The 12,844-nt window shown below is 60.5% G+C and carries 12 protein-coding genes and 1 pseudogene; 4 read left to right on the top strand and 9 right to left on the bottom strand.

All coding sequences use genetic code 11. The features are described 5' to 3' along the window. Positions 1-56: 56 nt before the first annotated feature. The 8 genes from ACWTU9_RS28885 to ACWTU9_RS28850 form a co-directional block, all read right to left on the bottom strand. On the bottom strand, positions 57-1,826 hold the full coding sequence (locus ACWTU9_RS28885; protein ID WP_455861295.1) for an adenylate/guanylate cyclase domain-containing protein: 1,770 nt from the start codon (positions 1,824-1,826) through the stop codon (positions 57-59). A gap of 270 nt (positions 1,827-2,096) precedes the next feature. Next, positions 2,097-2,999 carry a LysR substrate-binding domain-containing protein gene (locus ACWTU9_RS28880; RefSeq protein WP_455861294.1) on the bottom strand — a complete coding sequence of 301 codons (903 nt, stop codon included), beginning with the start codon at positions 2,997-2,999 and terminating at the stop codon, positions 2,097-2,099. Positions 3,000-3,008: 9 nt separating this feature from the next. Beyond that, the gene (locus ACWTU9_RS28875) at positions 3,009-3,878 is read right to left on the bottom strand and encodes an alpha/beta fold hydrolase (RefSeq protein WP_455861293.1); all 870 of its coding nucleotides are present in this window, start codon (positions 3,876-3,878) and stop codon (positions 3,009-3,011) included. Continuing rightward, complete coding sequence (locus ACWTU9_RS28870) at positions 3,875-4,198, bottom strand: hypothetical protein (protein WP_292482149.1); 324 nt, start codon at positions 4,196-4,198, stop codon at positions 3,875-3,877. The genes ACWTU9_RS28875 and ACWTU9_RS28870 overlap by 4 nt, the downstream gene beginning before the upstream one ends. A gap of 77 nt (positions 4,199-4,275) precedes the next feature. After that, a complete protein-coding gene (locus ACWTU9_RS28865) occupies positions 4,276-5,454 on the bottom strand; it encodes a muconate/chloromuconate family cycloisomerase (protein ID WP_455861292.1) in 1,179 nt (392 codons plus the stop codon). 59 nt (positions 5,455-5,513) lie between these two features. Beyond that, a complete protein-coding gene (locus ACWTU9_RS28860) occupies positions 5,514-6,383 on the bottom strand; it encodes a dioxygenase family protein (RefSeq protein ID WP_320309725.1) in 870 nt (289 codons plus the stop codon). 39 nt (positions 6,384-6,422) lie between these two features. Beyond that, complete coding sequence (locus ACWTU9_RS28855) at positions 6,423-6,947, bottom strand: flavin reductase family protein (RefSeq protein ID WP_455861291.1); 525 nt, start codon at positions 6,945-6,947, stop codon at positions 6,423-6,425. After that, entirely contained in the window at positions 6,934-7,539 is a 606-nt protein-coding gene (locus ACWTU9_RS28850; RefSeq protein ID WP_455861290.1) for an FAD synthetase, read from the bottom strand. The genes ACWTU9_RS28855 and ACWTU9_RS28850 overlap by 14 nt, the downstream gene beginning before the upstream one ends. Positions 7,540-7,769: 230 nt before the next feature. On the opposite strand from ACWTU9_RS28850, the gene ACWTU9_RS28845 reads away from it, so the two are divergent. Next, complete coding sequence (locus ACWTU9_RS28845; protein ID WP_455861289.1) at positions 7,770-9,353, top strand: 4-hydroxyphenylacetate 3-hydroxylase N-terminal domain-containing protein; 1,584 nt, start codon at positions 7,770-7,772, stop codon at positions 9,351-9,353. 74 nt (positions 9,354-9,427) lie between these two features. Further along, a pseudogene (locus ACWTU9_RS28840) lies at positions 9,428-9,598 on the top strand (MFS transporter); the annotation flags it as partial. A gap of 259 nt (positions 9,599-9,857) precedes the next feature. On the opposite strand, the gene ACWTU9_RS28835 reads toward ACWTU9_RS28840, so the two are convergent. Further along, the gene (locus tag ACWTU9_RS28835; RefSeq protein ID WP_455861288.1) at positions 9,858-10,502 is read right to left on the bottom strand and encodes a hydrolase; all 645 of its coding nucleotides are present in this window, start codon (positions 10,500-10,502) and stop codon (positions 9,858-9,860) included. Positions 10,503-10,658: 156 nt separating this feature from the next. On the opposite strand from ACWTU9_RS28835, the gene ACWTU9_RS28830 reads away from it, so the two are divergent. Next, positions 10,659-11,552 (top strand): LysR family transcriptional regulator, encoded by an 894-nt coding sequence (locus ACWTU9_RS28830; protein WP_455861287.1) that lies wholly within the window; start codon positions 10,659-10,661, stop codon positions 11,550-11,552. A gap of 334 nt (positions 11,553-11,886) precedes the next feature. Beyond that, positions 11,887-12,627, top strand: a complete 741-nt coding sequence (locus ACWTU9_RS28825; protein WP_455861286.1) for an SDR family NAD(P)-dependent oxidoreductase — start codon at positions 11,887-11,889, stop codon at positions 12,625-12,627. Positions 12,628-12,844 lie beyond the last annotated feature (217 nt).

Genomic DNA, 12,844 nt, shown 5'->3' with positions numbered 1-12,844 from the left:
AGTAGGTCCGCTTGTGGTGCAGGGAAGAACGATTACGGACGTCGAGGCAGAGAAGCCTAGCCCTTTTCCCTGGCGTCATTCTCAGCAGAATCTAAATTCGGTCGTTCGCTTCCTTGCGTCTCAACATTGTAGACGCGAACGTGCCCTTCGAGGCCTTTGAACTGGCGCGTACCGAGGTCAACGATCGGCGTGTTGCCAGGCAAATGGCGCGCCACGGAATAATCGATAAGGATTTGTCGATCTTCAGCGGACGAACACAGCCTCGATGCCAAGTTCACGACATTGCCAATTGCGGTGTAGTCAGCGCGGGCCTCATAGCCAATTCGACCCACCGTTGCCCATCCCATAGCGAGACCCATGCCGAAGCCAATCTCATAACCACGCTGCCGCCACCCAGATATGAGCTCTTGTGTGGAATCCTGCATGTCGACAGCCATTTTTACGGCATGAAGCGCCGGCCCTTCACATGGAACCGGGGCGTTGACGAGAATCATCAATCCATCCGCCGAAAAACTGGTCAGCGTTGCTTCATACTTGGTGATGATCGCGCCGAGCGCCTCATAGTACTCACGCAGGACCTGCATGAGGTTCTCAGGCTCAGCGTGCGCTGAAAATGCAGTAAAGCCACGTAGGTCGCTAAAAACAGCGACCACTTCTGCGCGCTGTCCAGCGAGCATTCGCTCGTCACCGGCCTTCTCTACGAGTTCCGCAACCTGTGGTGCAAGGAAGCGCTTCAACCGCGTCAGTCGCTCCGCGCGGTCCCGCGATGTGGCAAGTTCCTGCGCCATTTGGTTGAATCGAGCAGCCAAGCGCTCAAGTTCGTCTCCAGTGGAGATGTTGATCCGGTGATCGAACTGTCCAGCACCGATCTTGAGAGCACCCTCCTCCAACAGGAGGATAGGCCCGCTCATCCGTCTGGCAAGCCAATATGCGAGCACCGCCGCAAAGACTGTGGCGAGGAACAACAACCCGCCGGTCCGCCACAATGAAGCGTATAGAGGTGCAAAAGCCTCAGCCTTCGACTGCTCGACAATTACCGTCCAGCCGGCCGCGGTAACCGGCGCGCCAGCAGTCACAACGCGTTCATTCTCGGCGTTGCGGCTTGCAATCGCAGTGCCGCCTGCGGCAGCGATCGCATCCTGCAATTCGCGCAGGGCCAACGCTGCTTTCTCGTCGGCGCCCTGCATCACTTTGCTGATCGCGGGGTGAGCGATGAGGCGGCCGGCCTGGTCGATGACAAATCCCTGGCCGCTGCGGCCCACGCGGATTTCGGAAACGATGAGCCAGACAGGCTTCAGACTGATTTCGGCGATGACCGAGTTCGCGACGACTAAATTGTCGTAACTGGCCATCGCCATGGTTATGGAGGGTTCGGAACCCGGGCGATAAATGACTGGGCCGTACCAGACCTTCGCCGTCCTGACGCCCACGACAGCGGGATCGCCTGAGCGATCCGCCCCGCTTTCTGTCCTGTTTTTGCCAGTGCGAGAAATGTGCAGCCGCTCCGCGCCAGTACCGTCGACAATACTGATGCTGAGGATTCCCGGGGCCTGGTGCATCGCTCGTACGGCAAGAAGCCGAAGCTGTTTCACGCTGGCCATATTCCCTTCCGGGGAGATCGTCGAGCCGAGCGTGAGCTGGATGCTGTCAAGAAAGCTCTCAATTTTGTCGGCCGCCGATGTTGCCTCGGACCGCAGCAGGGCACTGAGGATCGCATGCTGGTCGACATAGCTGAACCACGTGTTGCTGATGCCACCGGCAGCCATCGGAAAAATGGCCGCCGCGAACAAGACTAAGAAATACTTCTGAAATAGCGATCGACGCATGGATGCGCCTTTTGAGATTGGAGGAAGGTCTCCCACGTGATCCGACCCGACCATAGGTCGCCACAGCTCAGTCCCAGAAAGGTAACCTAAATTATTGCGTCTTGGTATGGGCTGAGCCGTTCCCACTCATGGTCGCGTCTCGAGGGGGCGTCGAGCGCCCGCTCAACCTCCAGCGCAAGACGCCGCGGGTGGCGGAGACGACGACGCCCTGAGCTAAACCAGTTCCACTTCGGTCATGTCCGCGATCATCGCATTGCCAACGCGATGTATTCAGACCGGCGGACCCGAGTGCGAAGCCCGCGCTATTTTCCGAGCCAGTTCAAGAAAGCCGAATAAATGCGGCGAGCGGTTGTCTCGTCGATAGTTGAGTGAAAGCTCGGTTCCCGGATTGTGGCCTTTATATTTCCGATAAACAATGCCGGGCCGTTGATTTTCGCTGACCGATGCTGGCACGATCGAGATGCCGACGCCAACTGAAACAAGGCTCATCGCCGTAAGATAGTCCTGGGCCATGACCTGCAAGGCAGGAACAAAGCCGTCAACCTTGCATACGTCGAGCACATAGTCCGCGTAACTTGGCCGTGGGCGCCGCGGAAAGAGGACGAAAGTAGCATTCTTGAAATCTGCGAGATGGAATGGTTGCTCACGATTGGCATAGCTGTCGGGAAGCGCCAGCACGAGCGGTTCCTTCACGAGCGTTTCGGATTTGACCTCCGCGTCTTCGATCGACGGGCGCGCCACCGCAATGTCGATTTCCCGCTGGATCAGGGCTCGTCGCAACTCGGCATTGTTCATGGCCGAAAGCGCCAGTTCGATATCCGGATGCGCGGCGCGGAAAGCCCTGATGATGTTGGGCAGAACACCGAAGGTTGCCGTTCCGACGAACGCGATCCTCAGGCGTCCCGCGACGCCCTGCCCGATCCGCATTACTTCACGTTCCGTCTGGTCGACGCGTTCGAGGATTTCCCTTGCCCGCTCCAGCAGCAATTCGCCTGCCTGGGTGAGCCGAATCTGGCTGCGGCTGCGGTCGAACAGGGCCGCGCCGATCTCTCTTTCGAACTGGGCGATCTGTCGGCTTAATGGAGGCTGAGCAATTCCGAGCCGCGCCGAGGCGCGCCCGAAATGAAGTTCTTCGGCCACTGCCAGGAAATAGCTCAGCCGTTTGAAGTCCATCGCCGTCCGTCAGGCATCCATCAGCCACGCAGGCACCCGCGTGACCCTTTCCAGTGCCTCCTTGAAATAGGCCCTGAAGGCAGTGGGGTTCTCGCTCATCGGAAAATGACCAAGATCCTTCATGATCGCAAGAGTGGCACCCTTGATCGCGGCTGCCGTGCGTTGCGCGTCTTCAGGAGTGCAGGTCATGTCGTACTCGCCGCACATGATATGGACGGGCGTGCGCCGCGTGTCGATGGACGCGAGCCGGCCGACGAGGCTGTCATCGGACGTGTAAAAGCTGAGGTCTCCCCGAAAAACGCCTGGCCCGGACTGCATGAACATCCACAGTGTGGTCCAACGCTCTGCGTCGGGCGCCTGCGGCGCGATGTTGGCCGAGACCAGGGCGGCGCCCATTTCGCCGCCATGCGCATCGGGCCGGTGAAACCAATCGATATCATACCATGCCGGCTGGAAATCGGACGCCTCGATCGCGATGAAACCCGAAAAGGATTCAGGATGGAGGGCTGCCAGTTGCAGCGCAATCCTCCCACCCATCGAACATCCGGCCAGCAAAGGCTTTTCCAGCCCTGCCGAACGGCAGAATGCCAGCACCGTCTCCATGTAGGTCTCGGTCGAGAGCAGATACTCCGCGGTCTCGAACCCCTCCGGCGGCAGCGACTTTCCGTGCCAGGGCATGTCGAAGGCGATGAACCGGTGGGATCTGGTGAACGCCTCGTCGTTCAGGATGGACCGCCACTGCCGCGTGTCGGCGCCCGCCGTGTGAAGGCACACGACCGGACGGCCCTGGCCGGCTTCCTCGAAGTAGATGCGCTGCCGGGCATTTCCCACCGTGAGATTGACATAGCGGCCCACGATCGGCTCGATCGAAGATTTCATGAGAAACCCTCCTTGCGTCCCAACGCCATGAATTCCTTGAAGTACCGCAAGTTCTTGACCAGCGTCAGGATATCGCCGTCGATGCTGCCGTTTCCGTATTTCACCAGTCCGAAAATGTCATGGAAACCCGGCTTTGGCAGAGGTTGCCAGAATTCGCGCAATGCATCGCCCTTCGCTCGCAGCGCAAACCGCCAAGGAAGCTTCTTGCTCGGACCTTCCTTGATCTCGACAACCCTTCCCTTCTCGAAGGTCAGGTAGAATTCGTCCTGGTCGACCTCGATCAGGATGGTTTCGTTGAAGAGGCGGCCAAGCCGCAGCAAATGAGGCCTCCGCTCGAGGGCGGCCGCCATGTCGTCGAGTCGCTGGCGTAAGTTTCGAACGCGCGGCATGGTCGGTCTCACATCTTACGCGCCATCATGCGCACCTTGTCCTCGTCTAGCGTCACACCGAGCCCCGGCCCGGCTGGCACGCGTATTTCGAACTCCTCGAACACCAGCGGCGTAGCGACAAGATCCTCGACCAGTATTCGCGGACCGAAATGTTCGCTTCCCCATTCGAGGCGAGGCAGTGTCGAGAAGACGGCCATGTGGGCCGCGGCGCCGATGCTGCTCTCCAGCAGGCAGCCGCCGTAGAGTTCGATTCCGAACGCCTGGGCGATGCCGGCGGCCCGCTTGAGTTCCAGGAGGCCGCCGCTCTTGACCAGCTTCAGCGAATAGACGCTGCCGCAGGCCTGCGTCGCCACGCTGGCAAGCTCCGAATTGGTGAACGCAGCCTCGTCGATGAGAAGCGGAATGTGCGTGCGGGCCGCGACGCGCGCCATCGCTTCGCGCTGGCTTGCTTGAACGGGCTGTTCGATCAACGCGACATTGAGTTCCTCAAGCGCAGGAAAAAGCCGAATGCAAAGCGCCTCGGTCCACGCCTGATTGACATCGACGATCAGCTTCACGTCGTCACCCAGGCCGGCACGAAGATGTTGCAAGCGCACGATGTCGGCCTCAGGCGAGTTGAAGCCGAGCTTGATCTTGAAATCCTTGTGGTGGCGCAGCCGGAGCTTTTCCCTCGCCTCCTCGAGTTCCTGCCCGGCATCACCCGAAGCAAGCGCCCAGATGACACCCATCCGATCTCTGACCTGTCCGCCAAGCAAGGCACTGACGGGCAGGCCGAGCGTATGGCCGACAGCGTCGAAGAGCGCCGACTCCACCGCTGCTTTTGCCGCGAAATTGCGCGTTGCGGCCTTGGACATGCGTACGGCATTGGCTTCGAAGAGCATGGCGTTCTGACCAACGAGCGCAGGTTCGAGGTAGATCGCTATGGCGGCCCAGATAGATTCCACGCTTTCTTCGGCCCAACGCGGTCCTCCGAGCGTGGAGGCCTCACCAATTCCGGTAACGCCGTTTTCAAGCTGGACGCGTACGAGGACGAACCCTTGGTGCGCTATCTCGGTATTCGAAAGCTTGTGGCGCCGAACTGTAGGCGCCTCGATGATGGTCGCGGCAATCGATCTGATCCGCGTGTCGCGCCCAAGCTCGATGGGAGCGGCGCGGGGTGGAATGTTTTCGGTGACGATGATCGACATACCGACTGCCCTCGGGAGAACCCGCCTGGGCAAGCACCAGGCGGGTCGATTGCTGACTGTTATTCGGCCGCGACGGCGATTGCGGCAGCCTTTGGCTTGAGCTTGAAGTCGAATTCCATGACCAGGTCCGTGTCCGATCCGGCAGGCGCTTTGTGCAACTTGCCGATCAGGCTTTCCTTGACGGCGAAGACCGCATCGTTGTCGAGGTACTTCGTGTCGGCGTCGTAGATCTGCGAGACCAGGCTTTGGTAACCGTCCTTCTGGATCATGAAGTGGATATGCCCCGGCCGCCACGGATGGTGGCCCATATAGTTCAGCAACTCGCCGGCCGCCCCATCGTAGGGAATTGGATACGGCGCCGGGCGGATACCGACGAATTCGTACCGGCCCTCTTCATCGGTGAGGAAACGGCCCCGCAAATTATAGTCGGGCTGGTCCGGATCCTGCTGTTCGTAGAGCCCGTTCGGAGCGTCTTCCCACACATCGATGATGACGCCCGGAATGGGCCGCCCCGACGTGTCGCTGATTGCGCCGCTGACGCGCACGCTCTGACAGCCTTCGAAGCTCTTCTGGACGATCGAGGCGCCTTTCGGCAGCACCGGCGGATTCTCGCGATAGAATGGCCCAAGCACGGTCGACTCGCTTTCGCCGTCCGTGACTGTGTGGTCGAGCATGTCGACGAGGACCTCTATTCCGAGGATGTCGGAAAGCAGGATGAATTCGTTGCGGGCGTCATCCGAGATGTGGCCGGCGCGAACCAGGAATTGGCAGGCCTGGATCAGTTCGGCATGCGTCACCTTGGTTTCGATGCAAAACGCATGGATGTGCCGGATCAGGCTCTCGAGAATCTGGCGATTGCGCGCCGGGATGTCCGAAGACAAGGCTGCGATCACAACGTCCGAGATGTTTTGCTGGGTCACATTGCGCATATTTTCCTCCTTGAATGGCAGCGTGGGTTTGTTTTTGGGTCACCACATGAGTTCAGTTTCGATCTGCGGCATGCTTGCAGGGGCCTTGCGGGTGTCTTCGAGCGCGCCGAACTTGCCTTTGAAGAACAGCAGCGGATCGGCATTGCTGTCCCAGTTGAGCGCCCGGACGTGGCCGACGAAGATCGTGTGATCGCCGGCAAGGATCTCGTCCCGAACTTCCGCCGAAAAGGTGGCGAGCGCACCGCGGACCACCGGCAGCCCGTCGAGTGAATCGAACAGACCGTTAAGCTCGGGATTGGGCTTGCCTGCAAAATGCCAGGCGATCTTGTCCTTGCCGGACGCCAGAACACTGACCGCAAATCGGCCCGAGGCCTGTATCTTTCCAAGCATGCGCGCTTTCTCGGCGATCGAGATCGCAATCAGCGGCGGGTCGAGCGAGATCGACATGAATGCATTGGCGGTCATCCCGTGGTCGTATCCATCCCAATGGGTGGTGATGACGTTGACCCCCGTGGCGAAAAGCCCGCATGCGTCGCGGAACGTCCGTTGCTCAGGCTGTGACATGTGATCCTCCGCTTGCATGAACGGCACGCGCATATGGCCGGCCGGACCAGCCTTCGAGTATCTCGGCCTCGATAGAGCGTCCCGAGGCCCTCAGGGCGCGGATACGCGAGCTCGACACGATCTCTCCGGCCTCGCAACGCACGGCCGGAAGGATGCGGGTGTCGAAGTAGCGAGCGAGGAGCAGCGGATCGCCGCTCTTGCAGGAACCGAACCGGAAGTCTGCTCCGACCCAGATGACCCGCGGCGTCAGCGCGCCGATCTCGCCGACGAAGTCACCTGCCGTGCGGGCCCGATACGCCGCATCGAAGCGAGCGACGATGATGTGGTCCGGTCCCAGCAGGCTGATCCTCGCCACCTTGTCCTCGATCGACGTCAGCGGCCGGACGCCGCACAGCAGCGCCTTGGGAGGCGGGTCGAACGTGTAGACCACCGACGGGACACCGAGCTTGCGGGCCGTGATGACCGCCGTTTCGATCAGTTCCTGATGCCCACGATGCACGCCGTCGAACGACCCGATCGTCAGGACGCTGGCGGAAAGCCTGAGCACGTCCTCACGATGGACGGACGTCTCGATTTCTCTGCGGTGAACCATGGTCTCCTCCCATGTTCGCGACCGGGGGCGCCATCCTCTCGGCACCGTCGACGAACGAAATCTAACGCTAGGTGGCGACGCCAGCGATACCCGATCCGGTATCGCATGATACCTATCATTAGCACTTCATCGGCGCGTAGCCTCCGGTCTCGAAAGGGAAGAGGAACCCTTTTTTAAGCCCGACTCCGGCTAGCGAATGCCTGGTCCGGCCCAATGGAGGAGTACAGGATATGCATAATCTGGCTGCCAAGCCGGTGCTTGATACCCAAGCACCAGGCACCGATGCCTACACCGGTTCCGAATTCCTGGAGAGCATCCAGGACGGCCGTGAAATCTATATCTATGGCGAGCGCGTCAAGAATGTCACCCAACATCCGGCGTTCCGCAACTCGGCCCGCATGGTTGCGCGCTGGTATGACCGCTTCCACGAAAAGCAAAACGAGATCGGCGTGTTGACGGACACCGGTTCAGGGAAGCTGACGCACCCCTTTTTCCTCGGCTCCAAGACCACCGAGGATCTGGTCAGGTCGCGCGATGCGATCGCCGAATTGCAGAAGGTTTCCTACGGTTGGATGGGACGTTCGCCCGACTACAAGGCTTCTTTCCTCGGCACGCTCGGCGCCAATTCGGCCTTCTACGGAGACTATGCCGGGAACGCCCGCAACTGGTATACCCGCACCCAGGAACGTCTCGACTACTGGAACCACGCCATCGTCAACCCTCCGATCGATCGGGACCGTCCGATCGAGGAAGTCCGCGACGTGTTCATGCATGTGGACAAGGAAACGGACAAGGGGGTGGTGGTGTCGGGCGCGAAAGTCGTGGCGACCGGCTCGGCGCTGACCCACTACAATTTCATCGCCCATTATGGCATCCCGATCAAGGACAAGTCCTTCGCGCTGATCTTCACCGCGCCTATGGACTCGCCCGGCATCAAGCTGATCGCCCGCTCGTCCTACGAGTTCAACGCGGCGGCAACCGGATCGCCCTTCGACTACCCGCTCTCCAGCCGTCTGGACGAGAACGACTCGATCCTGGTCTTCGACAAGGTTCTGGTTCCGTGGGAGAACATCTTCATCTATGGCGACGTCGACAAGATCAACCAGTTCTTCCCGGCATCCGGCTTCGTCCCGCGCTTCACCCTGCATGGCCTGACGCGCCTGTCGGTGAAACTGGACTTCATCGCCGGATTGTTTTCGATGGCTGTCGAGGCGACGGGATCAAAGGACTTCCGCGGCGTCCAGGCAGGCGTCGGCGAGGTCATCGCATGGCGCAATACCTTCCATGCGCTCGGCGACGCCATGGTCAAATCGCCGGTTCCATGGGACGGTACCGACGGCTACAACCTCCCCAACCTCAATGCTGGCCTTGCCTATCGCGTGCTGGCACCGATGGCTTACCCCAGGATCAAGGAGCTCATCGAACGGCACGTCGCCAGCGGCCTGATCTACCTGCCGTCGAGTTCGGCCGATTTCGAGAGCGAGGCGATCCGGCCCTATCTCGACCGCTTCGTGCGCGGTTCGAACGGTTATGCAGCGATCGATCGCGTCAAGCTGCTGAAGCTGCTTTGGGACGCCATCGGAACCGAATTCGGCGGACGCCACGAACTGTATGAACGAAACTATGCCGGCAACTACGAGAACCTGAGGATCGAAACCCTGAACGCCGCCACCGCGACTGGAGATCTGGCCTCGATGCAATCGATCGTGAAGGACTGCATGAGCGAATATGATCTTTCCGGCTGGACGAGTTCAGACCTCATCAATCCGGATGACATCAGCCTCGTCGGCCGAGGCACCGTTCAGGCGGCATAGAATGATGGGACCGTTCCCTTGTGGGGGAGCGGTCCCAACCCCTTCCTCTCCCAAGCCGCGTGATGAAGGCGGCGATCGGCGCCTCCAACGAAGTCAGCGAATTCCGCGCCGGCACCATGGCGGCACTGATCGGCATCGTGCCGGCAGTCGCGATCGGCGGCGTCGGCGCGATTGCCGTCGCCGGACTGTGGGCGGTGCTGTTCCCCCCGCTGCGCAAGGTGCGGCACCTCAACAGCCGCAACTGATCGAGCGCTGGATCCAAGCCGCTGGATCCGACGCTCAGGCCGATCAGCTTGCGCCAACCGCCCCAACCGAACGGATCTGTTACGGCGGGTCAGCCGCTTCGGCGGCAAGTTTAGCCGGCCGTCAGGTCAGCCAAAGCCAGCATCCGCGCACATGGATTCATCGCTGATATCACAAGTTTTCCTGTGAGATGAGGATGGCCAGTGCCGGCAAACGGATTGATTCCGACCCTCACCGAAATGCTCGCCATGCTGGCCGGGATCAGCCAGCTACTGGCGTGTTGAGGAGCTGCTGCTCCCAAAGGTACGCGATGCCGCTGCCGGCGGCATGCTGCACAAGCACCTCCGAAAGCTCGGCGGCATGTTCTGTGCGTGCCCAGTCGCGCTGCCATTCCGAAGCCACCGCCAGCCAGGTCATCATGTTCGCGCCGGCCGTGATCATGCGCTGGATAGCGACCTCATGGGCCTCGACCGAAGTGCCGCCGGACGCATCGGTGACGACCGTCACATCCCAACCTTCGCCGAGCGCCTGGATCGTCGGCATCGCAACGCATATCTCGGTCCACAGGCCCGCGATGATGAGTTGCTTGCGGCCGGTGGCCTTGACCGCGTCCACGACCTTCTTATCCTCCCAGGTGTTGATGAACGTCCGATCGATCACTTCCTGGCCAGGGAACACGTCGGTGATCTGGGGGAAGATGAGGCCACCCCGATCAGCGATCACGCTCGTCAGAATCGTGGGCACGCCGAAGGCCTTGGCGGCCTTCGCCAGAGCCGTCGAATTGTTGACCACCATGTGCGGATCGTGGCTGTTGAGGTTTGCGAGCTGATAAGGCTGGTGATCGATCAGCACGAGGACCGAGTCTTCGGGACGAAGAAGCGAATCAAGTCCGTTACGGGGGGTCATCAAGACTTCCTTTCTCTGCCGCTATGGACGGCAATGGGTTTTACAGGAGACATGCGCCAGTGGGGCGCTGTTGCCTGGACGTAATTTGCTGTTCCACTAGATGACGCGGTAGTGCCATAGGCGAGCAAGCTGTGTCGCGAAATGAGGAACACCGGAATGGACATTGAAGACCTCCAGACATTCGTCGCAATAGCCGATGCCGGGGGCGTATCGGCCGCTGCACGCCGGCTCGGCGTCTCCAAGTCAATCGTCAGCCGGCGGCTATTTCGGATTGAAGCGGAACTTGGCGTCCAGCTTCTTGCACGAACGACCCGCGGCGCCGCGCTCACAGAAGCGGGAATCACGTTTAGAGACCACGCGGCCCGAGCCAGTTCCGAGATCGATGCGGCCAGGGACACGATCCTTCCCACCGGTGAGTTGCGCGGCCGCCTGAGGGTTGCCATGCCGCTTTCTTTCGGCCCGATCCACTTCGGCCCCGTGCTTGCGGAAATGGCGCATCAGCACCCGCAGCTCCAGATCCATACCTCCTACAGCGATCGCTTCGTTGATCTCATCGCAGAGGGTTTCGACTGCGCGATCCGGGTCGGGTACCTTCAGGACTCCAACCTAATCGCGAAGCGCATCGGACCGATCGATGGAAAGCTCGTCGCAAGTCCGAATTATATCAAAACGCGCGGTTCACCTCAGACGCCAGATGAACTCGTCACCCATCAGGCACTCATGCAGGGGACGGAAGCATGGCAGTTCATGGATGGCGACAAGATCATCACGGTTCAGCCGCAGGGCAGGTTCAAGGCCGATAACGCTACGGCGCTTGCCACTGCGGCGGCGGCGGGGCTCGGCATCGCTTGGCTCCCCGATTGCATCACACATGAATATGTGGCCTCCGGCACGCTGGTCCCAATCATGACATGCTATCCGGTACCTCCGGGGGCCGCGTTTGTTGTGCGCCCGCCGGGTCCGCATCCCACGCGGAAAGTGCGTGTGCTCACAGAAATGCTGATTGAGTATTTCAAACGGAACCCGGAACTTTGGGGTCTCGACAGCTAAGACACGAACGACGCGAAGCCTCGTCAAGGAGCTGCGCGACGGTGGCGCTATTTCGTCGACATCGCCCGCGCGATCCACTTACTGTGACACAGCTGGAGGCGCTGGCTTCCAGGGTCCAGGGACGAGGCGCCCATCGCTCCAGGGATGATTGCCATGGCGGCCTTGTGAAATCATCGGGCGGTGTTCCTCCTCCTGCAACACGGTTTGGCATTTCTCGACACTAAGAGAGACCGATGCCGAACACCAAATTTCCCGGGTCAGGCTGTCCAGTGGGTGTCGCGTCCTACGCGAACCAGTTGGATGCCTGGACAAAGTTGGTGGAAAGGATGGACACATGATCGATTTGAACGGAAAGCGTGCATTGGTTACCGGAGGATCGCGGGGCATCGGGGCCGCGATCGCGTTGGTATTGGCGGAAAACGGAGCCGATGTTGCATTTACTTACAAGCACTCCGCGGAGAAAGCTGATGTGGTGGTCAAGTCCATCGAAAGCAAGGGGCGTCGCGCAGTCGCTATCCAAGCCGACAGTTCCGACCCAGAAGCCATCGTGCGCTCCGTACGCGAAGCCGCCTCGGCGCTGGGTGGAATCGATATCCTGGTCAACAGCGCGGCTATCGGCCACACCGGTACGATCGCCGACATCGACGTGAACGACTATCAGGCCGTGATGGACGTCAACGTGCGAGCGCCAGTGCTGTTTGCGAAAGCAGTTATCCCGCATCTCATCGAAGGCGGACGCATCATCACGATCGGTTCAGCCTTGGCGGAGCGGGTTCCGTTCCCAGGCATAACGGCTTATGCAATGTCCAAGGCGGCGCTTACCTCCTTCACCCGTGGTCTTTCACGCGAACTCGGCCCGCACGGCATCACCGTGAATCTTGTTCAGCCCGGGGCGACCAATACGGATGCAAATCCGGCCGATGGGGAGGCTGCCGATTTCCAGCGAAGCCTGACGTCTTTGGGACGCTACGCCGAGCCGCACGAAGTCGCGAACGCCGTGGTCTTTCTGGCAAGTCCCGCCGCAAGCGTGATTACGGGCGCCATCCTGACCGCCGACGGGGGCGCAATCGCCTGAGCGGGTTTGATGTTCGCGAGCAGGCAGCGATAACGGCGGCAACCTTCGGATGTCGCGGCGGCGAACTCGGACGCAAAGCTGCCTGTTGCTTCTACAACGGCGGTGTCCGCTAGGGGAAGGGACGCTACCGTAGCAATGACCGACATGAGGGGGTGGGTTCAACCGGTCATCGCAACACCTTCTGTAGCCTATCGGCCGGCGTTTCGAAGTCCAGGGT

The sequence above is a fragment of the Mesorhizobium sp. 128a genome, assembly GCF_053848025.1.
The sequence above is the reverse complement of the archived record's forward strand: the minus strand, read 5'-3'. Positions and strand labels throughout refer to the sequence as shown.

Bases quoted from the DNA above. Each gene is read 5' to 3' on its own strand.
- ACWTU9_RS28885 (WP_455861295.1), bottom strand. From the start codon at position 1,826: ATGCGTCGATCGCTATTTCAGAAGTATTTCTTAGTCTTGTTCGCGGCG.
- ACWTU9_RS28880 (WP_455861294.1), bottom strand. From the start codon at position 2,999: ATGGACTTCAAACGGCTGAGCTATTTCCTGGCAGTGGCCGAAGAACTT.
- ACWTU9_RS28875 (WP_455861293.1), bottom strand. From the start codon at position 3,878: ATGAAATCTTCGATCGAGCCGATCGTGGGCCGCTATGTCAATCTCACG.
- ACWTU9_RS28865 (WP_455861292.1), bottom strand. From the start codon at position 5,454: ATGTCGATCATCGTCACCGAAAACATTCCACCCCGCGCCGCTCCCATC.
- ACWTU9_RS28860 (WP_320309725.1), bottom strand. From the start codon at position 6,383: ATGCGCAATGTGACCCAGCAAAACATCTCGGACGTTGTGATCGCAGCC.
- ACWTU9_RS28855 (WP_455861291.1), bottom strand. From the start codon at position 6,947: ATGTCACAGCCTGAGCAACGGACGTTCCGCGACGCATGCGGGCTTTTC.
- ACWTU9_RS28850 (WP_455861290.1), bottom strand. From the start codon at position 7,539: ATGGTTCACCGCAGAGAAATCGAGACGTCCGTCCATCGTGAGGACGTG.
- ACWTU9_RS28845 (WP_455861289.1), top strand. From the start codon at position 7,770: ATGCATAATCTGGCTGCCAAGCCGGTGCTTGATACCCAAGCACCAGGC.
- ACWTU9_RS28835 (WP_455861288.1), bottom strand. From the start codon at position 10,502: ATGACCCCCCGTAACGGACTTGATTCGCTTCTTCGTCCCGAAGACTCG.
- ACWTU9_RS28830 (WP_455861287.1), top strand. From the start codon at position 10,659: ATGGACATTGAAGACCTCCAGACATTCGTCGCAATAGCCGATGCCGGG.
- ACWTU9_RS28825 (WP_455861286.1), top strand. From the start codon at position 11,887: ATGATCGATTTGAACGGAAAGCGTGCATTGGTTACCGGAGGATCGCGG.